We start from the raw sequence: 21,834 nt of genomic DNA on the forward strand, positions 1-21,834 counted from the left end.
ATATATGCCACGAGTGGCAGTGGAGCTAAGTTCCACCGCCAGTCTAATTGTTCGTGCAGGTGGGAAGGCCTTTGGTGTCCTGGCCGTTACCAAGGCGTTCCACTGCGGCCCGGGCATCGGCAAGAGTCTCTACCTTGACTACCTGCAAACCGTCCGGCACATGTCCCACGACATCCGCGCAGTTTGCCGCCGGCGCAAGGAACATGGTGGCGCCATGCTGCCGCGCCCCGATCATCTTCTGGGCAATGCCGCCGATTGGCCCCACGGCCCCGTCGGCGGAAATGGTGCCAGTGCCGGCCACATGCTTCCCGCCGGTGAGGTCCCCCGGTTCCAGGTTGTCCACGATGCCCAGCGCGAACATCATGCCGGCACTGGGCCCGCCAACATTCTCAAGGGAAATCTTCACATCAAAGGGGAAGGTGAAGTCGCTGGCCAGAAGGACACCCAGGACGTACCTGCCGGCCTGATTCTTCACGGGAGTCACCGACTCCGTCACGGAGCTTCCGTTGCGGTCCACGACGACGGCCGCGGCAGCGCCTGCCCCGGCGGACAGCTCCTCCTGGATCACCGCCATGGACGACACCGGTTTACCGTTGATGGAAGTGAGGACATCGCCTTCCTGGATTTTGCCTTCCGACGGGGACTCCTCCGAAAGTCCCGCGACAGTGAGCTTCTGCTCAAAGGGGATGTCCAGCTCCCTGAGCGCGGCGGCGACGGCGTTCTCCTGGGAGGACTCCATGGCCACTTCGCTCTGTTTGACGGTTTCCTCGGCCGTGGTGCCCTTGGGGTAGATCAGTTCCTCCGGGTAGACGGCTTTGGAGGGGTCCACCCATCCGCCAAAGACGTCGAAGATTGTTGCCGGAGATTTGGGGCCACCGGTCATGACGACGGTCGTCAGGTCCAGGTTGCCCTGGGCCGGAAAGGACTCCCGGCCGGAAATGCTGATGACAGGCTTGTCGCCGTCCTGCCCGAGGGTGTTGAAGGTCGGACCGGCCGATTCGACAACATAGGGCACGGGCAGCGCTGCCGCCCCCAGGCCCAGCCCCAAGGCCAGCAGCCCCGACACCACCATCAGCATGTAGCGGCTTCCACCGGAAGGCTCCGCAGGCACGGAGGAGGGATCGGCGTCGGGCATTTGACGCGGGTCAACCGAGCCCCCAGGGCTGGGCGAAGTAAGCATTGAGGGCCTCTCTTGCCGGTGGTTCGTGCGCGGCACATTGGGTCCGCCAGCGCGAAGCGGCGGCGATATATACCAAACATCCACACTACGCGGTCCCGGGTTGCCGGGCTGCTTTGCCTACAGCGAACTACGCCGCGAACAGGCAGACAGCCCCTGCCCCTCGGGGTACGGTGAAAGTGATCACCAGGTAGGTTCGACGATCGGCGGCACCATGACTTCCAACCCCAACAATCCGTCCAACGACGACGACGCACCCAAGGATCCGCTGGCAGAAATGCTGCAAAACCTGATGGGTGGCCAGGGGATGGGCAACATCGACCCCGCTGAACTGGCCAAGGCAGCCGGGCTGCCCAACGATCCCCAGCTGCTGCAGCAGATGTTCGCCCAGGTCCAGGCGATGATGAGCTCCACCTCCGAGGGGCCCGTGAACTGGAAACTGGCCCACGACAACGCCCGACGTGTGGCAGCTGCGGGCGGTGATCCGTCCGTGAACACCCAGCAGTCCCGCGGGGTAGACGAAGCCCTCCGTTTGGCTGAGCTGTGGCTCGACCCCGTCACCGACCTCCCGGCAACAGGGTTGATTGGCCACGCGTGGTCGCGCGCGGAATGGGTGGAGGCCACGCTCGGAACCTGGAAGCGGCTGACCGAACCGGTGGCCAACAGCATCGCGAACGCGCTGTCCAATGCGCTGACCCAGCAGATGCCGGAGGAGATGAAGTCCATGATGGGCGGTGCCTCCTCCATGCTGCAGAACATGGGCGGTGCAATCTTCGGGATGCAGTTGGGCCAGGCAATCGGTGCCCTGTCCGCGGAAGTGGTCAGCTCCACGGACATTGGCGTGCCGCTGGCAGATCTGGAAATGGCCCTGCTGCCGGCCAATGTGGCCAAATTCGGTGAAGGCCTGAGCCTTCCGGAAAACGATGTCAGGCTGTTCCTCGCGGTCAGGGAGGCCGCGCATGCCCGGTTGTTCGTTCAGGTGCCGTGGCTCCGCGGCCACCTGCTTGGCGCCATCGAAGCCTACGCCCGGGGCATCCACATCGACATGTCGCGCATAGAAGACCTCGCCCGCGACCTGGATCCCAGCAACCCCGAAGGCATCCAGGAAGCCCTCTCCCAAGGCGTCTTCACGCCGGAGCGGACCCCCGTCCAAACGGCTGCGCTGGAGAAACTCGAAACTGCACTGGCGTTGGTGGAGGGCTGGGTGGATGAGCTGACGGCCGAAGCCACGGCCAACGTACTTCCCTCGGCCACCGCACTGCGGGAAACTGTCCGCCGGCGCCGCGCTACGGGCGGTCCCGCCGAGCACGCGTTCTCGTCACTTGTGGGGCTGGAACTGCGTCCCCGCCGACTCCGGGAAGCTGCCACCCTGTGGGCCACCCTCAAGGAGGAACGCGGGATAGCAGGCCGTGACGCCATCTGGCATCACCCGGATCTCCTGCCGACGGGCGAGGACCTGGACGATCCCCAGGGCTTCTCATCGCGCCGGAAGTTGGCGGAGGCCAGCGACAGCGAAGTGGACGACGCCCTGCAGAAGCTGCTCAGTGGCGGCTACGACGCTCCGGCCGACGCCGACGAAGGGGACAGCTCCCCCGGTGAGGCAGCGAAGGACGACGACGCAGAGGGCCGGGACGGCGATCCCCAACCGCCCGTCAGGTAACGGGCGCGGCGGGCGGCAGGACAGCCGGGCGTCAGTCCTGCTCTTCCGCCGCTGGCCCGGGGTTCCCGGGCAAGCCCCGGGAGGTGGCGAAGGCCACGCCCTCCAGGAAGCCCTTGGCCCGCTCCGTTTCCGGATAGCTCTCCAGAAGACGCCAGAACGAGGCATCGTGTCCAGCGACCAACAGATGCGCAAGTTCATGGAGCAGAACGTAGTCGATCACCCATTGCGGCATGGCCTTCAGCTTGTGGGACAACCGGATGGTGCCGTCGGCGGGTGTAGCCGAACCCCACCGCGAGTTTTGGTTGGTGACCCAGCGGACGGACGTGGGCACGGCCCTTCCGCCCAGATAGGTCCGGGAAAGGGTTCCGGCGTGCCGGGCAAGGGCCTCATCGTTGGCAGGCGGCCGCCTCCCCTTGGCCCCGGAACGCTCCCCCTGCTTCTTCAGCTTGGCCAGCATTCTTCGGACCCATTCACGTTCCTGGGCCTTGCTGAAGGTCGCCGGAATGGCCACCACGGCATTTCCGTCTTCCCAAAAAGCCGCCACCGTCCGCTTGCGCCGCGCAGAGCGCCGGACCACTACAGGGGCGCCCTCTTCAGTCGTCAAAGGCACCCCGGCGTTGTTGGCGTCCCTGGAATGGCTGCGCATCATCACGCCTCCTCACCTTCCGTGGGATGCGAAGTCCCGGCCAGCACCGCCAACACGGCCTCTCCATAGCGCTCAAGCTTTGAAGGGCCCACCCCTGCCAACGCGGAGAGTTCTTCCAACGAGGAAGGCCTGGCTTCGGCGATGGCCGTCAAGGTGGCATCCGTAAAGACAACATACGCCGGAACGTCCGCGGACTGGGCCTCAGTCCTGCGCCATTGCCGCAACGCCTCAAAGGTCTGTTCCTCATACCCGGGAGGACACTGGTTGCACCGGCCGACCTTACGCTCCGCGCCAGTAGCCAGCATGCTCCCGCAAACCCGGCACGAGGCCGGCGCGGCTGCCTTCCGCTTCTGGGTGGTTGTCCGGCTGCGGGCACCCGCGGCGCCGGCGGTTTCCGGGCGCAGCCCCTCCAGGAAGCGCGACGGCTTGCGGTTGGCCCTCCCTCCCGGGGTCCGGGCCGTGGACCATGACAGAGTGAGATGTTCCCTGGCACGCGTGATGCCCACGTAGAGCAGGCGACGTTCTTCGTCCACGTCCTCCGGTGAATCAGCGAAGGAAATGGGCATCAGGCCCTCGCTCAAGCCCACAAGGAATACGGCGTCCCACTCGAGGCCCTTGGCGGCATGAAGGGAGGCCAAGGTGACACCCTGGACGGTCGGAGCATGCTGCGCCACGGAACGCTCCTGCAGTTCATTGACGAAGTCGCCCAGGGCATACGACTCTCCGCGGCTGGCAGCCAGCTCGTCGGCCAGCGCCACCAAGGCAGCAAGGGACTCCCACCGCTCACGAAGCGCCCCGCCGCTGTGCGGAGCTGAATCCGTATAGCCCAGGGACGACACGATGTCCCGCACGACCTGCCCCAGGGACTGCTGCCCTTCCTCGGCGACCGCACGGGTAGCAGCACGCAACTGAAGAATGGCGTCGCGGACCTCTTTGCGGGCGAAGAACCTCTCGCCTCCCCTGAGCTGGTAACCGATACCCGCAGACGCCAGCGCCTGCTCATAAGCTTCGGACTGGCCGTTCGTGCGGAAAAGGATGGCAATTTCGCTGGCCTTTACCCCGGCGTCCAGCAACTCCTGGATCCTGCCGGCCACCACAGCGGCTTCGGCTTCGTCGTCAGGGCATTCCATGAAGCGCGGCTCCGGACCGGAAGGCCGTTGGGCCACAAGCCGGAGCGGTGGAGCCCACGCCGCGTCGGCTGCAGGACCACCGCTGCGCCGGTTGCCCAGGAGATCGTTGGCCAGCTTTACCACCTGCGGGGTTGAACGGTAGTCACGGACGAGCTTGACCACGGTGGCGCCTGGATACCGGGCTTTGAAGTTCAGGAGATGTTCAGGCGAAGCTCCCGTGAAGGAATAAATGGTCTGGCTGGCATCCCCAACGACGCACAGCTCTTCCCGGCCACCCAGCCACAGGTCAAGGAGCCGCTGCTGCAGTGGCGAAACGTCCTGGTATTCGTCGACGACGAAATGCCTGTACTGTTCCCGCACCGTGGCTGCAACTTTCGGGTCCTCCTGAAGGATCCCCACGGTTATCAGCAGGACGTCCTCGAAGTCGATGACATTGCGGTCCGTCTTCAAATCCTCGTAGGCCTGGAATACCCGGGAGACGGTGGTGAGATCGAACCCGCCGGGCGAACCCCGGCCCTTGGCGTTTTCAAGGTAGTTTGCCGGGGTGAGCATGGAGACCTTGGCCCACTCGATCTCCGCGGCGAGGTCCCTGATGGAGGCCCGGTCCGTGCTGAGGCGCAGGCGGCGGGAAGCCTCGGCAATCATGGTGGCCTTGTGGTCCAGGAGACTGGGCAACGTACCACCGATGGCCTGCGGCCAGAAGAACTGCAACTGGCGCAGGGCCGCTGCATGGAAGGTCCGGGCCTGGACGTTGGCTACACCGAGATCCCGCAGACGGCTTCGCATCTCTGCCGCGGCCCGTGCGGTGAAGGTAACCGCCAGCAGGCGCTGGGGCGAATAAATCCCGGAATGCACCCCGTAGGCAATGCGGTGCGTAATGGCACGCGTCTTGCCGGTGCCTGCACCGGCAAGAACGCACAAAGGACCGCTCAGGGTGCTTGCAACTTCGCGCTGTTCCTCGTCCAGTCCCCCGAGGACCCTGTCCTCCAAGGAACCGGCGGTGTCGAAAATGCCCAGCGTCACGGTTGGAGGTCTTCGATAATGCCGCCGTACCAATGCTCAATCAGGGAACGTGCGATGGAGAGACGCGTGGAAATCGTGATCTCACCCTCCAACACCGCCTTCTGGAGTTCCTCGCGGCTGAACCAGCGGGCGCGGGTGACTTCGACACCGTCTGGTCGCGCGACAGAGTCTTCAGTGACAGCAGTGAAGCCCAACATGAGGGAGGCCGGGAACGGCCACGACTGGGAACCCAGATACTGGCAGGCAGTGACGCGGATCCCGACTTCCTCGCCGATCTCCCTTACCACGGCCTGTTCCAAGGACTCCCCCGGTTCCACGAATCCAGCGAACGTGGAGTAATTCCGGGCGTCCGCCGGGCCACCTCCGCCCAGGAGAACCCGGCCGTCCGGCCCCACGACCGTGACGATGATGGCCGGATCAGTGCGGGGGTAATGCTCCGAGTTGTCCTCGGGGCACCGACGTACCCATCCACCGGCCTCAATGTCCGTGGGCGCCCCGCACTGGGGGCAGTGGGTGTGGGTGGCATGCCAGTTCGAGATGGCACTGGCCTCGATGAACAGTGCGGTGTCACTGGGATCCAGGCTGCCGGCGACCTCCCGGAAACCCGACCATTCCGCATTGGCGGGAATGGCGAGCGTGCCCGGCTCCGGGGCATCCGCGACAGTAAAGAGCAATACAGGTGTTCCCTGGGGCAGGGACGACGGTCCCAGCGTGGCGCCCAGATAGATGGCCGAAGCCGTACCGGATGCTTCCAGGGCCGCCCACAACGGTGAAGCGTCGCCGAACCACAGCCCGTCCGGGGTGACCAACGCTTTGCGCTGCGAAATCACCATGGCTTTGGCCGTGCCTGAATCCACCAACTGCTGGACCATGCCGGGCTTCATGCGTTCCACTGAGCCGCGGTCCACCAGCGCAGGACGAACTGGAAGAACAGTATCCATCAGGTGGTTGGCAAGCGCCGGAGACTCCGCATAACTCATGTACCTACCGTACTGATTCCCACCGACAAAAAACATTTGGACCGCCTGGGCGTTGTGGACATCACCGGGACAGGCGCAGCAAAGGTAGAAAGGGCCCTTGTTTTCAGGCGGATGTGAAGACTCGCCGCACTGCATCATGGCCAGACGCTCCAGTCAATCTACCGTTGAAGCGTGAGAAGAACACCGCTCGAACTGGCCGCTGTAGCAACTGCGGCGGTGCCCGGCCTGGCACCGACGGCTACAGCCTTTTCCCCCGACGACGACGCCGACTTCGATTCAGCGTTGCTGCTCGACGCGGAAGGCAAGCGCTGGCGCGTCCGTTCCCCGCGGCATCCCGAGGCGAGTACGCGCCTGGAAACAGAGCTCATGGTCCTGCGCGCCTTTGCGCCTGCCATCAGGGCCGAACTCCCTTTCCACGTACCGACGGTCGCAGGCACCGTCCGCCAGGGTGCCCTCACGACGTTCGTCTACGCCCACCTGCAAGGCTCCACTCTTTCCATCGAGGAATTGTCGTCGGCAAGCCCTGCCTTGGCGCGGGAGGTCGGTACAGCACTGGCTGCGATCCATGACCTTCCCTTGGCACTGGTCACGAACGCCGACCTTCCAAGCTACTCAGCCAACGAGTTCCGCCAGCGCAAACTCAATGAGCTGGATCAGGCGGCCACTACCGGAAAGATCCCGGCGTCGCTGCTGCGCCGGTGGGAACACGCATTGGAAGACGTCGCCTTGTGGCGCTTCAACACGTCGGTGGTTCATGGAGATCTTCATGAAGACAACCTGATGATCCACCACAACGCCGTGACCGCCGTCACGGGCTGGACCGACCTCCGGATCGGTGATCCTGCAGACGACTTCGCCTGGCTGGTGGCGTCGAACGAGGCGGCGTTCGTGGAAGCTGTCCTGCACCAGTACACCAAGGCACGTCGGGAATCCCCTGACGCGCACCTCCTTCGGCGTGCTGCGCTCCTGGCGGAATTCGCTTTGGCGCAGTACCTGGTCAAAGCCATGGCTGTGGGGCATGAGGACATGACAGCGGAAGCCGAATCCATGCTCAAGACGCTGGCTGAGGACATCGAGGCCCAGGAGGAACAGGACGCCCAGGCAGGTCACCCCGGTGACGCCGACCCGGAAACCGCCGCCACCGGGGTGCCGCAGGTTGCGCCGCAGTCGGCTGCGGTCACCGTCGCCGCCATCCCCGACAGCGCCATGCCCGACGGCGCCGCACCGGTGTCGGTCTCGTCCATACGTCCCGCTGTGCAAACAGCGCCGGAACCACGCGCGGACGCTGTCCCGCCCGCCCAGGACGCCCCCGGGGAGGCGCATGACACTCCCACGGGGCCGGCGTCCGACGCACGCACCAGCGATCAGAGCGTTGAGAACGACGGCCCGGACGCCACGCAGGAAAAGCAGGAACAGGCGCCGGCATTTAGTGCGGTTGACGATACCTCGACCACCGCCTTGACCGTGGTCAAAGCGGTGCCCTGACCACGGTCAAGGCGTCACTCGCTCAACGGTCTCCGCAGAACGCTGCCTGCTGAGGGCGCCGACGATGATCCGCTCGAGATCCTCCGCCGTGCCAAGATCGTGCGGCCGGACCACGGCGTCCTCGGCGACGTAATAAAACGCCGCGCTGACTTCCTCCAGCGGCACGCCTTTCAGCCTCGCCCATGCAAGCCTGTACACAGCCAACTGGACTGACCGGATGGCCAGTTGTTGGCCCGTGGGGCGTCGTCCCGTCTTCCAGTCGATCAATTGCCACTGGCCGTCCGCATCCTGGAACACGGCGTCGATGCGGCCGCGGACAACGACGTCGCCGATCCTCGTTTCGACGGGAACCTCGATAAAGGCGGGTTCACGGTGGGCCCACTCCGACTTTTTGAACGCGGCCACCATCTGGTCGAGGCCATAGGCCTCATCGATATGGGCGTCCGAGCCCGGGGCCTCGTCAAGGTCCAGCATTCCCGCGGTGCCGAAATACTCTTCCACCCAGGCATGGAACGCGGTACCTTGACGCGCCGACATCCCCGGCTCCCGTGGAACGGGTCGGCGCAACCGTGCGAGCACGCCGGACGGGTCCGCGCCCAGGTCCACGAAGAGCGAGGCAGAGATATGGCTCGGCAGATGTACGTCCTGGCCAAGGTTCCGTCCCCGCTGGCGGTCAAGCAACAAGTCGGCTTCCGCGGACCACTTGCCCGCAATTCCCGGGAGATCTGTTGATGCCGCACCGTTCCCGGGCTGTTCCATGAACTCCCTCACCAGACCAGCGGCACGGTCCATGGCGGCGCGTCGGCCCGGAACAAGCCTCAAGCGGTGACCGGTCCGTGGGTCGATGGGGCCTTCCAAGGGGTCGTAGGGGAATTCCGCGACTTCCAGGACGCTGGTTAGCGGGCTGCTGCCGGGGAGGAAGTCCTCTGCGACTGACTGCGGATGCACCACAGCTGCTGATCCCGCCATCCCGGACGGGCGTTCCGCGGTCTCCCCGACACCGGCCAGGGGTGCCAGTTCAGCGAGGAACGGGGACATCCCGGCGATGCCGGCACGTGAACCGTTCCACGCCGCGCTGGAAACCCACAGCACGAATTTGGCCCGGGTGTAGGCCACATATGCAAGACGTCTCTCCTCGGCTTCACCGTGCGCCTGGACATCGGCTTTGAAAACCTTCTCCGCATCCAACCAGCCCTTTTGGTCCGGCTGGTCAGTGTCCCACTGGGGAAGATCAGCCCGGTCACCCCGGAGAGGCCACGGCAAGGCGGCCGCCCCGCTGGTCCAGCGGGAGTCCCTGTTGCTGGGAAAGGAGCCGTCATTGAGCCCCGGCACGAAGACAACATCCCATTCCAGGCCTTTGGAGGCATGGACGGTCAGCAACTGGACGGCTTCGCGGTTGGTCTCCGCCGGCGCCACGTCCAACCCGCCTTCTTCGGACGCTGCAGCTTCCAGCCAGGACAGGAATGCCAGGAGATCGATCCGTTGGGACGTCTGGAGGAACCCGGCAGCCGCATCCTGGAACGCATCCAGGTTCCGGCGCGCCTGGTGGATGCTGACACCCGGCTTGGCAGCGACTTCAATGTCCAGCAGCATGGAACGTTCGACCTCATTGAGGAGCGTCGTGAGGTCGTCACCGACAAATGTTCGCAGCGTCCGAAGCTCGGCAGCCAAGGACTGCAACCGCGCCAGGGCGATCGGCCCCAGGGTCCTGCCCTGCGCTGACGTCCACCCCGGCTTGGGAAGGAAGTCCAAGGCTTCTACCAGGCTGGACGCGTCCGTGATGTCGCTCTCCACCACGACTGCTGCGTCCTCGGGTTGGTCGGCTGGGGAATCATCGGCGTGGGTTTCGCGCCTGCGCGCGAGGAACCTGGACCAATCATGAAAGGCCATCAGGTCCGCCGGGCCGATCCTCCAGCGGGCACCCGCAAGGAGCCGCATCAAGGAATCTGAACGTCCGGGGTCGGCCAGGACCCTCAGTGTTGCCACCAGGTCCACGACTTCCGGAGTATCGAGGAGTCCCCCCAAACCCACGATTTCGTAGGCGATTCCCTGGAGTTCGAACTCGCGGCGGAGGCTTTCCATCTGGGCACGCCTTCGGCACAGCACAGCCAGGGTCGGCCTAACCGGGGTTCCGTCCTTCTCCTCTTCGAACACGGTTCGTTGATAACGCTGCACATCCCGGGCTATGGCGGAGGCTTCGTCTTCGTCGGTGACAAAGCGACCCATGGATACCACGCCGTCCGTTGCGGCAGGGCTGGGCACGAGAGCTGGCACCCCGCCACCATGAGGACCTGAACCGGCGGGACTTCCCGGGCCGGACGTGGTTGCGACTGCCCGGTTCAAAGGCGCAGCAATCATGTTGGCTGCCGCCAGGATGTTCCTCCCGTTCCGCCATGCAGTGGTCAGATAGGACGTCGGAGCGACGCCGTAGGACACTGTCCCCGTGGTGGGGTTGGCAGTCTTGACCGGAAACTCCTGCACGAAATGGAAGAGCTGGCCGGCGGAAGCACCCCGGAACCCATAGATGGACTGGTTGGGGTCCCCCACCGCTGTCACGGCATGGCCCTGGCCGAAGAGCCGCGAGAACAGCACCAATTGGGCGTGGGACGTGTCCTGGAACTCATCCAGGAGCACAACTTTGTAGCGCGCGCGTTCGGCTGCGGCCGCAACAGGGATCTCACTGGCAATACGGGCGGCCAGGGCCACGAGGTCACCGAAATCCAGGACGCCACGCTGGCGTTTGGCTTGCTGGTAGCGAACCACCATGTCGGCGACGCTGGCACGTGTCCGCAGCAAGCCCGCGAGATCAAGTGCACCTTGCGTAGGGTTCTTCTTGGCGGTGGCGAGATACGGCAACTGTTCGAAGGTGGCAACGCGGTCAAGCACCCAATCCCGGACCGCGCCGGGATCCTGCAAATGTTCGGCGCACTCTCCGGCGAGTTGCATGACCGCATTGACCAAGGTGGACTTGGCGGCACGGAAATGTTCGAAATCGCCGTCGTAGGCTTCAACTACCTCGCTGGCCAGTTGCCAGGACTGGGCCTGACCCAACAGGACGACATCCTTTTCCACCCCGAGACGCAAACCATAATCGGCGACGATGCCGCTGGCGTAGGAATGGTAGGTGGATACTTTGGGCTCAAGGTCCGTGGCACTTGAAATTCCCTCCGGGAATCCGATGGATCCATCATCTTCAGCGGCGATTCGCTGGAGCGTGGCGAGCTTGGACCTGATACGGGTAGCGAGTTCCCCCGCGGCCTTGCGAGTGAAGGTCACGCCCAGGACTTCCTCGGGACGGACCCATCCATTGGCCACGAGCCACACCACACGGTCCGCCATGGTGGCTGTCTTGCCGGAACCGGCACCGGCGATGACCAGGCGCGGTGTGAGCGGAGAAGCGATGATGCCCGATTGCTCGTCGGTGGGACTGTTCTTTTCACCAAGGATCGCGGCCAGTCCTGCCGGGGAGAACCGGGGTTTCGGCAGGTCTGGTCCGGGTTCCGGTGCCAAAGCTCCGTTGAGGTCTGCTCCCTCCAGGAGATCGATCGTCATTCCGTAACCTGCTTTCCTCTTGCACACAGCGGACACACATCAGGCAGGCGGCACCCATGCCCCCCGTGTCCGCCCTTAGCGGGGTCGTGCCGCGCCTCGAACGCCGCACCGGCCATCAAGACGGCCGCTTGGTTGACCAGTTCTGCCGCCCAATTGTCCTTCCCATCCAGCGGGTCCTGCTGCTGGACCGCCGGGCTCTTGGCCTTGGTGCCGAGCTGGGCAAGGACAGCGCCACCAGGTGAACGCCCGGAACCACCGGCTGTGGGGCCGGCGCCGGGCGCTGGTGTATCCGTAACGACGGCGTCCTCGAAAGCTCCTTCAAGCACTGCGGCCTGGTAGGCCCCCAATTGCGGATGCCGTTCCATCTCGGCTTTACCCGGCTGGCTTTTCCCTGTTTTGAGATCGACGATCACCAAACGCCCCTCGGCGTCAATTTCCAGGCGGTCCACCTGGCCGCGAAGGACGGCACGGCGGCTCGTAACGCCCGTGTGCTCCCCTGCAGGAGGCAACTCAACGTCCGGTAAGTCCACTTGGAAGTCGTGTTCCACAGCCAGCAGGCTACGGCCTTCGCTTCGCATGATCAGGACGTACCGGGCCAACTTGCGGACCATTTGTTCGGCACGTTGGAAGTCGAGTTTTCCTTCCCAATTGTCCTTCATGCCCAGGGAAGGCCACCGCCGGGCCAGCTCAGCGACATACTCCGCCCCCGATGCCTCCGGCATTTCCTGCGCGATGCCGTGCACCAAGGTTCCCAGGCTTCGGGCGAAGTCCGTTGCAGCCTCACCTCCGGCAGCCTGAACGAACCAGTCGAGCGGTGACTTATGGACGGCTTCGACCTTGGAGGGCGAAACCGGAACCACGCCTCCCGCGGGAATCACCGGCTCCGTGGAACTGAGCGGTGCAAGGCCCCACCACGTATCCGGATGGGCCCCCGGGACGGGGGGCCCGGCTTGTGCCAGACGTGCCAGGATACGTGCTGCCTCGAGCGCAGCATCTGTAGGCCGTCCGGACTGCGGGTCTTCCTCCTGCACGTGCTGCCGGAGTTCGGCCACCAGTGCGCGGAGCGTCATGGGCCTGTCCACTGGCGTGTACTCACGCCTGATGGCTCCGGCAGCGAGGGGGGCGACATAGTCCAGAAAGGCCGACGGCTGCTCATCCTCGGATGAAACGGCCGTGCAGACCAGGACTTCACGGGCGCGCGAGACCGCCGTGGAGAAGCTCCTGAGTTCGTCATACCGGATGTCACGCAACAGACTCAGAGGCCCCCGCCCCAGCGCGTCATCGACTCCGTGTTCCACTGCATCTGCGAACAAGGTGCTGCCAAGGAGCTCACCCCGCAGCCGGGTGTTGGGCCAGACACCTTCCTGCAGGCCGGCGACGATCACCACGGGCCATTCCCTGCCGGCAGCACTGGCGGGCGTCATGAGCTCGACGCATTCCTCCAGCTGCGCGCGGGCAGCCAGGGTGTCCATGGGCAGTTCCTGGTTCAACAGGTAGTCCAGGAATTGTTCGGGGCCGGACCCCGGCAACTGGTCCACAAAACGCTCAGCCGTATGGAACAGGGCCATCATGGCATCGAGATCCCGGTCAGCACGTGCCCCGGCGTTCCCGCCATCCACGGCAGCTTCCGCCCAGCGTGAGGAGAGTCCCGTCGCGTCCCACAGCGCCCACAGCACCGACTCGGCGTTGGCGCCCGGTTTGGCCACGGCAGCGGTGCCGGCGGCGATCATGCGCGAGAGACGACGCGCGGAGCTGCCTTCAATTCCCACTGTGGCCAATGCCCCGGGGTGGAGAAGCGCTTCCACCAGCAGCGCGTCGCTGGACCGTCCACCCCCGCCCAGCAGTTCTTCCCTCCGGAGGGACTGGCGGAGGCGGCGCAGCTCGATGGCGGAAGCCCCACCGATCCGGGAGGTCAGCAATGAAACCGCTGCCTCCGGGGTGAGCTTCTCCTGGTCCAGGACCACTTCGAAAACCTGGAGCAAAGGACGGACGGCGACCTCGTCCCGCACAGCGGCATCAGCCACCGGGACCCTGACCGGAATACCCTGGCCGCTCAGGTAACGCTGCAACCGCGAAATCATTCCACCGTTGCGGACAATCACGGCAATGTCTCCCAGGGTGCGGCCATCCCGCAGCTGTGCCTCCAGGATCCGCTGGGCGATGTAGCGCATCTCGTGGACAGCCGATGGCAGCACGTGGCCTTCGACCTGCCCATCCCTGGAGGGCTCTCCGGCACCAGGGGGCGCAATCTTTCCCGGTTCCTGCCGTCCCTCTCCTCCGGGCTGCACTCCGGGGCCCGGACGGGCTTCCGGCCCAGGCTGATCCAGGCGGCGGGCAAGCTGCCCGCCCGAACGCTGCGAGATGCGGGCCGCAACACGGATCCAAGCGTCAGCAATGCCGGGCAAGTGCCGGTGCGTGAAGCTCAGCGGAACCTCCGTGACGCGGCCGTTGACCCCGCCCAGCAAAACGGGGAGCTCGGAAACGAGGTCCGGGCGGGCTCCGCGGAAGCCCTGCACCACAGTGTCCGGCGAATACGTCACGATCGCATCCTTGGCCTCTGCAATGTCCGCCAGGAGTTCAAACACCGCCGGGTTGGACTCCTGGGCATCATCGACCAGGATCAGCTGGAGCCGCTCGCGCTCGGCCGCGAGGAAACCCGGAGCCTCCTGGAAAATCTGCCGGGCGGCCGTGATAATGCCCGCGGGGTCGAAGGCCTCCGGCATCCGCAGGTCCAGGACGTCCCTGTACTCCGTGTAGAGCCGGGCAGCGGCCACCCAGTCCGGGCGTCCGCACTCACGGGCCAGGGCGGCCAGGTCTTCCGCGGTCCGCCCGGACTCGATGATGCGGTCGAACAGGAGACGGATTTCGTGCCTGAATCCCCGGGTGGACAGCGCCGCCGAAAAGTCCTCGGGCCACGGAAGACCGGCGCCCGGACGGGCGTGGCCCTCCAGCAACTCCTTGATGATGAGGTCCTGTTCCGGGCCGGAGAGGAGCTTCGGGGGCCGCGGCAGCGGCAGGATGCCTTCCGCTTTGGCCCGCCTGATGAGATCGAAAGCGTACGACGCCCAGGTGCGGGCCGGCGTCGTACTTAAGCTTCTGTCCAGCCGCCCCGTGAAAGTATCCCGCAGCGCCGCAGCGGCATGCCTGCCGGGGGCCAGGATCAGGATCCGCTCGGGGTCGACTCCGTCCTCGCGGACCCGCCTGACTGCGGATTCGACGAGGACCGTGGACTTTCCGGTGCCGGGAGCGCCAGGCACAAGGAGCGGCCCGCTCCCCTGTACGGCCGACACGACGGCGAGCTGGTCCTGCGAGAGCCGGGGCGCCGCGTAGTGGGTTTCGCGTGGCGGAAGCAGGCGGAGGGCTGCAGATGCCTGGCGGATTCTTGCTGATGTTGCGGTCACACAGTCATTTCATCATCGGGCACCGACAAAACATGGAGCTGACGCTCCAAGTGGTCCGAGATCACATCCAACCGGTCGAAATCCGCCTCAGTGGGAGCCCATCGGGCTGCGGCGAGGTCCACCCGCCAACGCCCCTCGCCCGTCCGCTGGAATGCCTCGTAGGCGCCATGCAGGGGCGTTGATTCCTGCAGGTAATGCCGCAGCGCCTCGGCTTCATGCCCGGGCGGCGCTTCACCGCTGGCTTTGAGGACGCGCCACCACGCTGCCGAACTGCCGTAGTGGCTCATGACCGACCCGACCTGCCGGGGCCCGCCGGATCCCAGGAGCTCCGCGACGTCCCCATAGGAGAGGGCCGCACCGGATGGAACGAGATCCACGACGGCCAGGACAGCCGTCACATATTCCATCCGCATGACTTCAGCGTAGCTGCAGGAGTGTCGTGCCCCATAGTGTCGGGGCCAGCCGGTAGCTTGAAAACATGAGCTCCTGGAACACCCTCCCCCGCGCCGCTTTCGACCTTGAAACCACGGGGAAGAATTCCCGCTCAGCACGCATCGTCACGGCTTCCATCACTGTGGTCGACGCCCACGGTGAACTCGTCCGCGAGCATGAATGGCTGGCAGATCCCGGGGTCGAGATTCCCGCCGAAGCCAGCGAAGTCCACGGCATCACCACGGAAAAAGCGCGGGCCGAAGGCCGGCCTGCGGCGGAGGTCACCCGCGAGGTCGCGGGCGTGCTTCAGGCCCTGTTCGACGACGGCACTCCAGTCATCGCGTTCAACGCCAGTTACGACTTCACTGTCCTTGCCGCCGAATCGGCACGCCATGGTGTCCCCCAGTTGAGCCGGTTCCCGGTCCTGGATCCATACGTCATGAACAAGCAGGTGGACAGGTACCGCAAGGGCAAGCGCACGCTCACGGCACTTTGCGAAGAGTATGGGATAACCCTGGACAACGCCCATACGTCTGCGGCGGACGCCCTGGCAACGCTGCGTGTCCTCGATGCCATGGCGGGCAAGTTCCCCAAACTCCACATGCCGGCTTCCACGCTGCACGGATTGCAGGTGGACTGGGCAGCCACGCAGGCAGCCGACTTCCAGCAGTACCTGAGGCGAAGCAAGCCCACTGCCGTCATTGAGGGAGAATGGCCTGTACTGCCTCCGGAAGACGCCAGCCGGGGCGGTTTCTAGACGCCAGTACTACCTATTGCGACGCAAGTCACAACTTTTCCGGCATCTACTGCGCGGCCCCGAGCCGTGTGGGGATTCATGACTGGACTCGTGAAGCGGAACACTCTCGGCCACTGAGGCCACAACACAGTCCATAAATTCGATCAAATTGAGTTTGAGCACTCATTTCTTCGATTCGACCCGGCCTGCAACGCTGGTGACATAATTAAGTTTGGCGGGTCGAAGTCTGCTACGGCGGCTGAAGCCTTTGCTTGCTGCCCTGTTTTCCCCGCCCACCGCATACGTCTGACGTGACCCTCGATGAAAGTGATTTCTTCATGAAATTCAAAGCCCCCAAGTGGCTTGCTGCCGCTCCGGTAGCCGCAGCCCTGGTTATCTCCCTGGCCGCGTGCGGCGGTGGAAGCCCGGAGCCCGGCAGCTCGCCCACCGACGCGCTTGCAGGCAGCGACCAGCAGACGCTGGACAAGTACACCACCGCGGATGTCGCCGCCCTGGACCAGATCGACAAGTCCAAGCTTGGCCTGATCACTGACGGCACGCTGCGTGTTGGAACCCTCTCCGATGCCCCGCCGAACATCTTCATCGATCCGTCCGGCAAGTTCACCGGCTACGACAACGAGCTCCTGCGCGCCATCGGCGACAAGCTGGGCCTCAAGGTCGAGTTCGCTTCCACCGACTTCTCCGCTTTGCTCTCCCAGGTTGCAAACAAGCAGTTCGACGTCGGATCTTCCTCGATCTCCACCACGGACGCGCGCCGCAAGACGGTCGGCTTCACCAACGGCTACGACTTTGGCTACATGGCAGTGGTCACCAAGACCGACGCCAAGGTCGCCGGCTTCGCCGACCTCAAGGAGGGCGTCCGCATCGGCGTCGTCCAGGGCACCGTGCAGGACGACTACGTCACCAACACCCTGGGCCTCGAACCGGTCCGCTTCCCGGACTACAACACGGTCTACGGCAACGTGAAGAACGGCCAGATCGACGCCTGGGTAGCTCCGTCCCAGCAGGCCGACGGCCAGGTCAAGGAAGGCGACAACACCAAGATCGCCGAAAAGGTCGTCAACACCCAGAACTTCACCGCCTACGCCGTGAACAAGGACAACCAGGCCCTCATTGACGCGCTGAACGCCGGCCTGGACGCCGTCATCGCGGACGGCACATGGACCAAGCTGACCAGCGAGTGGTACAAGGACCGTCCGACCGCTGCCGAGCAGACCCCGCAGGGCTGGAAGCCGGGCAGCAAGGCCGTCCAGCTCCCGGCCAAGTAATCCGGGGGTTCCATGGATATCCTCAAGCAACTCGCAGACACCTTCCTTGACTGGGAGGCGATGGGCGAAGTCATTCCCAAGATGTTCGCCGTGGGCCTGCCGAACACGATCGTGCTCGCGGTCATTTCGGGCATCATCGGGACACTGCTGGGCATGGCCCTCGCCCTGATGGGGATCTCCCGGAACCCTGTGGCGCGGTGGATTGCCCGTGTTTACACGGACATCCTCCGCGGCCTTCCCCCGGTACTGACCATCCTGGTGATCGGGTTCGGTTTCGGCCCGATCATCCGGGAACTGACGGGCTCCACCAGCCCGTATCCCATGGCCATTGCCGCGCTGTCCCTGATGTCGGGTGCCTACATCGGCGAAATTTTCCGGTCCGGCATCCAGAGCGTGGACAAGGGCCAGCTGGAAGCCTCCCGGGCCCTGGGGTTCGGCTACGGCGCATCCATGCGCCTGGTGGTTGTTCCCCAGGGTGTCCGAAGGGTGCTGCCGGCGCTGGTTAACCAGTTCATCGCGCTCATCAAGGAGTCGTCGCTGGTGTTCCTCCTGGGCCTCCTGGCGACGGAACGCGAGATCTTCCAGATCGGCAAGGACGCTGCAGCCAACACGGGCAACCTGTCTCCCTATGTGGCCGCAGCTGTGTTCTACCTTGTCCTGACGATCCCGCTCACCCACTTCGTCAACTGGATCGACGCACGCCTCCGTTCAGGCCGGCCCGAGAAGAAAGAGCCTGACGACGCCGCCGCGGTCGTAGGAAAGGGAGCCCAAGCATGACCGAGTTCGCATCCGGAACGCTGACAGCCAGGAACATCCACCTGTCCTTTGGCAGCAACCATGTGCTGCGCGGTATTGATCTGCACGTGGAAAAAGGCACCACGGCCTCGGTTATCGGTCCTTCCGGTTCCGGTAAGTCCACCCTGCTGCGCGTGATGAACCGCCTGATCGAACCTGACCAGGGTGACATCCTGCTGGACGGCCGGTCGGTGCTGAAGGACAATCCGGATGAGCTCCGCCGCCGGATCGGCATGGTGTTCCAGCAGTTCAACCTGTTCCCGCACAAAACGGTGGCGGAGAACATCACCCTGGCCTTGCGCAAGCTCCGCGGCATGTCCAAGGATGAGGCCCGCGCGGAAGCCTTGGATCAGTTGGACCTCGTGGGCCTGAAGCACAAGGCCGATTCCCGTCCGGCCAACCTGTCCGGCGGTCAACAGCAGCGTGTGGCCATTGCCCGTGCCCTGGCCATGAAGCCGGAGGTCATGTTCTTTGACGAGGCAACCTCCGCACTGGATCCGGAGTTGGTCAAGGGCGTTCTTGCCCTCATGGCAGACCTGGCCAGGGGCGGCATGACCATGGTGGTGGTGACGCACGAGATGGGCTTCTCCAGGAACGTTTCCGACAAAGTCACGTTCATGGATGCCGGGGTGGTTGTTGAGTCGGGACCACCCGAACAACTGTTCACCAACCCGCAGACGGAACGTCTTCAGGGATTCCTTTCGGACGTTCTCTAGCCGGACGTTCTCCAGCACTGAACCAGCAGACCCCGCTTCCATGACCGCAAGGGATGGAGGCGGGGTTTTTCTGTCTGGTCCTGCCGGCTATTGCCCGGTTTTCACCCTGATGACAGTCAGCGCCGCGGCATCGATTCTGGCGCGGAAGGCCGGGTCCTTCCCGGCCCTGTCCAGGACCGCCCCGTACATGGCCGGAATGCTGGTGGGATCGGCGCACACCAGCATGGTGCCACCCGCGCCGAAGAAGTTAAGCGCGCGGTCAGCGTCGGTCCACGGCTCCAGTTGCGCGGCACTGCAGACGTCGTCGGACAGAATAATGCCCGTAAAGCCGGCGTCCTGCCGGAGCATGGATTCCATGACGACCGGCGAGAAGGGCGCAATGGCTGCGGGGTCGATCTTGTCGTAATAGGCATTCGAAACCATGACCCAATCCGCCCCGTTCCTGATGGCTGCGTTGAAGGGTTCCAGCGCAGGATCGTTGCGGGTGGTGGCAGTGTCCCGGACATCCCTGCTGACGTCCGTGTTGGGGACTACCTTGCCAAGCCCCGGGTAGTGTTTGACCACCGGATCCACGCCGGCGTCCTGCATTCCCTGGGCAAAGGCGTTGCCCAGGGAAGAGACCTGGGCCGGGGTGTAGCCATATTCGCGCTGGAACCGGCCGATGGGTGCATTCGAGGGTGCAAAGTCGGGACTGGGCACCGTATCCAGGACGGGTGCAAGGTTGACGTTGATTCCGGCAGACACGAGCTCCTTGCCCCATAGTGCGGCATTCGCCCTGAGCTTGGCAGGACCGGCCTGGGCCTGCTCCACGGCCGTAGGGATGGTTGAAAACCCGGGACCCGACAGGACCTGCACATAGCCACCCTCCTGGTCGGTGGCCACGAAGAGCGGAAGTCCGCCGGTGGTCTCCGGCGAGACCGTAGCGGTCAGGGAGGCAACAACGTCGGCGGTAGCTGCCGCCCCGGCCTTGCTTCGACCGCTGAGGTACACGTTGCCCGCGTGATAGCTCTTCAACGCCTCCAGGGTGCCAGGCTCGGCGCCGGTGGCCTTCGCTGCGACCATGAAGAGTTGCCCCACACGTTGTTCGAGGCTGAGCCTGGCCAACTGTTCCTCCGCCGGCGTCGCGGCAGCAGGCGGGACCGTGGAGGCCGCTGGCGGAGATCCTGTCCCGGCTTGCGGGGTGGCCGGGGGCGGGGGCGTAACGGTGGCGGCCGTCGGCGTTGACGTGGCGTTTCCGGAGGGCGTCGGACCCGGTGCGCCAGTGCCGCCGGAACAACCCCCGACCATCAGGACAAGGGCTCCGGCGGCCACCAACTTCAGACGGGAGAATGCTGCTGGCTGGGACGTGCGCATGGCAAACCGTGAATTCGTTGGGGGTGGGTTTCCATGTACGAGCCTACCCAAGAATCCGGTCGTATTCCTCTCCGGGGTAACTCACGAGCCTGCCGCTGCCGGACGAATCATGCGCTTGCAGCTGCTGCCGCCTTCGCTGCGGCCGGCAAGGCATCGATAATGCGGCCCATGGCAGCGTCATCATGTGCTGCCGAGAGGAACCACGCTTCGAACACGGACGGCGGAAGGTAGACGCCGGAGTCGAGCATTGAGTGGAAGAACGGGGCGTACCGGAAGGCTTCCTGTCCTTGGGCGTCCGCATAGTTGTTGACGCCGTTGGCCGACGTGCCGAACGCCATTGAGAACAGGTTGCCTGCCCGCTGGATGGAGTGGTCCACTCCTTCTGCGTCCAGGGCTGCGGACAGCGCGGAGGAGAGCTCCAGTGAACGCGCGTCCACGTGGGCGTAGACCTCCGGCGTGGCGTGCGTCAGCGTGGCCACACCTGCTGCCATGGCCACCGGGTTTCCGGACAGCGTCCCCGCCTGGTAGACGGGTCCCACCGGAGCAAGGTAATCCATGACATCCGCCCGGCCACCCAGTGCCGCCGTCGGCATTCCGCCTCCGATGACCTTGCCGAAGGTGAGCAGGTCCGGCACCCACCCCTCGTGCTGCCCGGTGAGGCCCCAGTAGCCGGCGTAGCCGGTGCGGAACCCGGTCAGGACTTCGTCCACGATCAACAAGGAGCCGTGCTCTTTGGTGATCCGGGACAACCCGGCGTTGAAGCCATCCTTGGGGGTCACCACGCCCATGTTGGCAGGGGCTGCCTCCGTGATCACTGCTGCGATGTTGCTGCCGTGGGCTGCGAAGGCTTCCTCGACGGCAGCGAGGTCGTTGTAGGGAAGAACCAGGGTTTCCGCAGCGGTGGCTTCAGTGACGCCCGCCGATCCTGGAAGGGCCAGCGTTGCCACGCCGGACCCGGCAGATGCCAGCAGTCCGTCCAGGTGTCCGTGGTAGCAGCCCGCAAACTTGATGATGAGGTTGCGTCCTGTGAAGCCGCGGGCGAGGCGTACGGCGGTCATGGTTGCTTCCGTGCCCGTGGACACCATGCGGAGGCGCTCCACGGCTGAAACCCGCTCCTTGACGATCGCGGCAAGGTTGGCTTCGTCCGGAGTGGAAGCACCGAAGGACAGGCCGCGGTCCACTGCGGCGTGGACTGCATCCAGTACTGCCGGGTGGGCATGTCCAAGAAGCGCGGGACCCCAGGAGCACACGAGGTCCACGTATTCCCGGCCATCGGCATCGGTGAGGTAGGCCCCCTTGGCCGAGACCATGAACTTGGGGTTTCCGCCCACTGAACCGAAGGCGCGCACCGGGGAGTTCACGCCGCCGGGCATCAGGGACCTGGCGCGGTCGAACAGCTGGTCGGACACAGGGGTGTTTGAAGTCATGGTTCCTATTCTCTCAGTCTTTGGCGGCAGCT

At 64.9% G+C, this 21,834-nt stretch carries 15 protein-coding genes; 6 read left to right on the forward strand and 9 right to left on the reverse strand.

Translation table 11 applies throughout. From position 1 onward, the window contains the following. Positions 1-43: 43 nt before the first annotated feature. Positions 44-1,180 carry a YlbL family protein gene (locus ACPFL9_RS13955; protein ID WP_426003377.1) on the reverse strand — a complete coding sequence of 379 codons (1,137 nt, stop codon included), beginning with the start codon at positions 1,178-1,180 and terminating at the stop codon, positions 44-46. Between the two features lie 211 nt (positions 1,181-1,391). On the opposite strand from ACPFL9_RS13955, the gene ACPFL9_RS13960 reads away from it, so the two are divergent. Then, positions 1,392-2,837: a zinc-dependent metalloprotease gene (locus ACPFL9_RS13960; protein WP_426003378.1), complete on the forward strand. Its 1,446-nt coding sequence runs from the start codon at positions 1,392-1,394 to the stop codon at positions 2,835-2,837. A gap of 31 nt (positions 2,838-2,868) precedes the next feature. Here the strand turns inward: ACPFL9_RS13960 and ACPFL9_RS13965 are convergent, their stop codons facing one another. From ACPFL9_RS13965 to nudC, 3 genes are read right to left on the reverse strand one after another with little or no spacing between them, the layout of a single operon-like run. Then, positions 2,869-3,486 carry a YgjP-like metallopeptidase domain-containing protein gene (locus tag ACPFL9_RS13965; RefSeq protein ID WP_426003379.1) on the reverse strand — a complete coding sequence of 206 codons (618 nt, stop codon included), beginning with the start codon at positions 3,484-3,486 and terminating at the stop codon, positions 2,869-2,871. Then, complete coding sequence (locus ACPFL9_RS13970) at positions 3,486-5,636, reverse strand: ATP-dependent DNA helicase UvrD2 (protein WP_426003380.1); 2,151 nt, start codon at positions 5,634-5,636, stop codon at positions 3,486-3,488. Before ACPFL9_RS13970 ends, ACPFL9_RS13965 begins: the two co-directional genes overlap by 1 nt. Beyond that, complete coding sequence (gene nudC, locus ACPFL9_RS13975) at positions 5,633-6,616, reverse strand: NAD(+) diphosphatase (protein ID WP_426003381.1); 984 nt, start codon at positions 6,614-6,616, stop codon at positions 5,633-5,635. Before nudC ends, ACPFL9_RS13970 begins: the two co-directional genes overlap by 4 nt. Positions 6,617-6,787: 171 nt before the next feature. Between nudC and ACPFL9_RS13980 the strand changes: the two genes are divergently transcribed. After that, positions 6,788-8,101 (forward strand): phosphotransferase, encoded by a 1,314-nt coding sequence (locus ACPFL9_RS13980; protein ID WP_426003382.1) that lies wholly within the window; start codon positions 6,788-6,790, stop codon positions 8,099-8,101. A gap of 6 nt (positions 8,102-8,107) precedes the next feature. On the opposite strand, the gene ACPFL9_RS13985 is transcribed toward ACPFL9_RS13980, so the two are convergent. Genes ACPFL9_RS13985 through ACPFL9_RS13995 form a run of 3 tightly spaced genes read right to left on the reverse strand, consistent with a single transcriptional unit; the run spans position 8,108 to position 15,467 of the window. Further along, on the reverse strand, positions 8,108-11,653 hold the full coding sequence (locus ACPFL9_RS13985; protein ID WP_426003384.1) for an ATP-dependent helicase: 3,546 nt from the start codon (positions 11,651-11,653) through the stop codon (positions 8,108-8,110). Next, positions 11,650-15,054 carry an ATP-dependent helicase gene (locus ACPFL9_RS13990; RefSeq protein ID WP_426003386.1) on the reverse strand — a complete coding sequence of 1,135 codons (3,405 nt, stop codon included), beginning with the start codon at positions 15,052-15,054 and terminating at the stop codon, positions 11,650-11,652. Before ACPFL9_RS13990 ends, ACPFL9_RS13985 begins: the two co-directional genes overlap by 4 nt. Further along, positions 15,051-15,467, reverse strand: a complete 417-nt coding sequence (locus tag ACPFL9_RS13995; RefSeq protein ID WP_426003387.1) for an MGMT family protein — start codon at positions 15,465-15,467, stop codon at positions 15,051-15,053. The genes ACPFL9_RS13990 and ACPFL9_RS13995 overlap by 4 nt, the downstream gene beginning before the upstream one ends. A 65-nt stretch (positions 15,468-15,532) precedes the next feature. On the opposite strand from ACPFL9_RS13995, the gene ACPFL9_RS14000 reads away from it, so the two are divergent. The 4 genes from ACPFL9_RS14000 to ACPFL9_RS14015 all read left to right on the forward strand — a co-directional run bounded on the left by ACPFL9_RS14000 (position 15,533) and on the right by ACPFL9_RS14015 (position 19,022). After that, positions 15,533-16,243 (forward strand): 3'-5' exonuclease, encoded by a 711-nt coding sequence (locus ACPFL9_RS14000; RefSeq protein ID WP_426003389.1) that lies wholly within the window; start codon positions 15,533-15,535, stop codon positions 16,241-16,243. 317 nt (positions 16,244-16,560) lie between these two features. Next, complete coding sequence (locus ACPFL9_RS14005; RefSeq protein ID WP_426003390.1) at positions 16,561-17,511, forward strand: ABC transporter substrate-binding protein; 951 nt, start codon at positions 16,561-16,563, stop codon at positions 17,509-17,511. Between the two features lie 12 nt (positions 17,512-17,523). Further along, the gene (locus tag ACPFL9_RS14010; protein WP_426003392.1) at positions 17,524-18,288 is read left to right on the forward strand and encodes an amino acid ABC transporter permease; all 765 of its coding nucleotides are present in this window, start codon (positions 17,524-17,526) and stop codon (positions 18,286-18,288) included. Then, positions 18,285-19,022 carry an amino acid ABC transporter ATP-binding protein gene (locus tag ACPFL9_RS14015; protein WP_426003394.1) on the forward strand — a complete coding sequence of 246 codons (738 nt, stop codon included), beginning with the start codon at positions 18,285-18,287 and terminating at the stop codon, positions 19,020-19,022. Before ACPFL9_RS14010 ends, ACPFL9_RS14015 begins: the two co-directional genes overlap by 4 nt. 87 nt (positions 19,023-19,109) lie before the next feature. Here ACPFL9_RS14015 and ACPFL9_RS14020 read toward each other — a convergent pair whose 3' ends face one another. Both ACPFL9_RS14020 and hemL read right to left on the reverse strand, forming a co-directional pair. After that, positions 19,110-20,375, reverse strand: coding sequence for a glycoside hydrolase family 3 N-terminal domain-containing protein (locus ACPFL9_RS14020; RefSeq protein WP_426003395.1), 1,266 nt, complete (start codon positions 20,373-20,375; stop codon positions 19,110-19,112). Between the two features lie 107 nt (positions 20,376-20,482). Then, positions 20,483-21,802, reverse strand: coding sequence for a glutamate-1-semialdehyde 2,1-aminomutase (gene hemL / locus ACPFL9_RS14025; RefSeq protein WP_426003396.1), 1,320 nt, complete (start codon positions 21,800-21,802; stop codon positions 20,483-20,485). Between the last annotated feature and the right edge of the window lie 32 nt (positions 21,803-21,834).

It is taken from the genome of Paenarthrobacter sp. NyZ202 (genome assembly GCF_049860755.1).
Classification (GTDB): domain Bacteria; phylum Actinomycetota; class Actinomycetes; order Actinomycetales; family Micrococcaceae; genus Arthrobacter.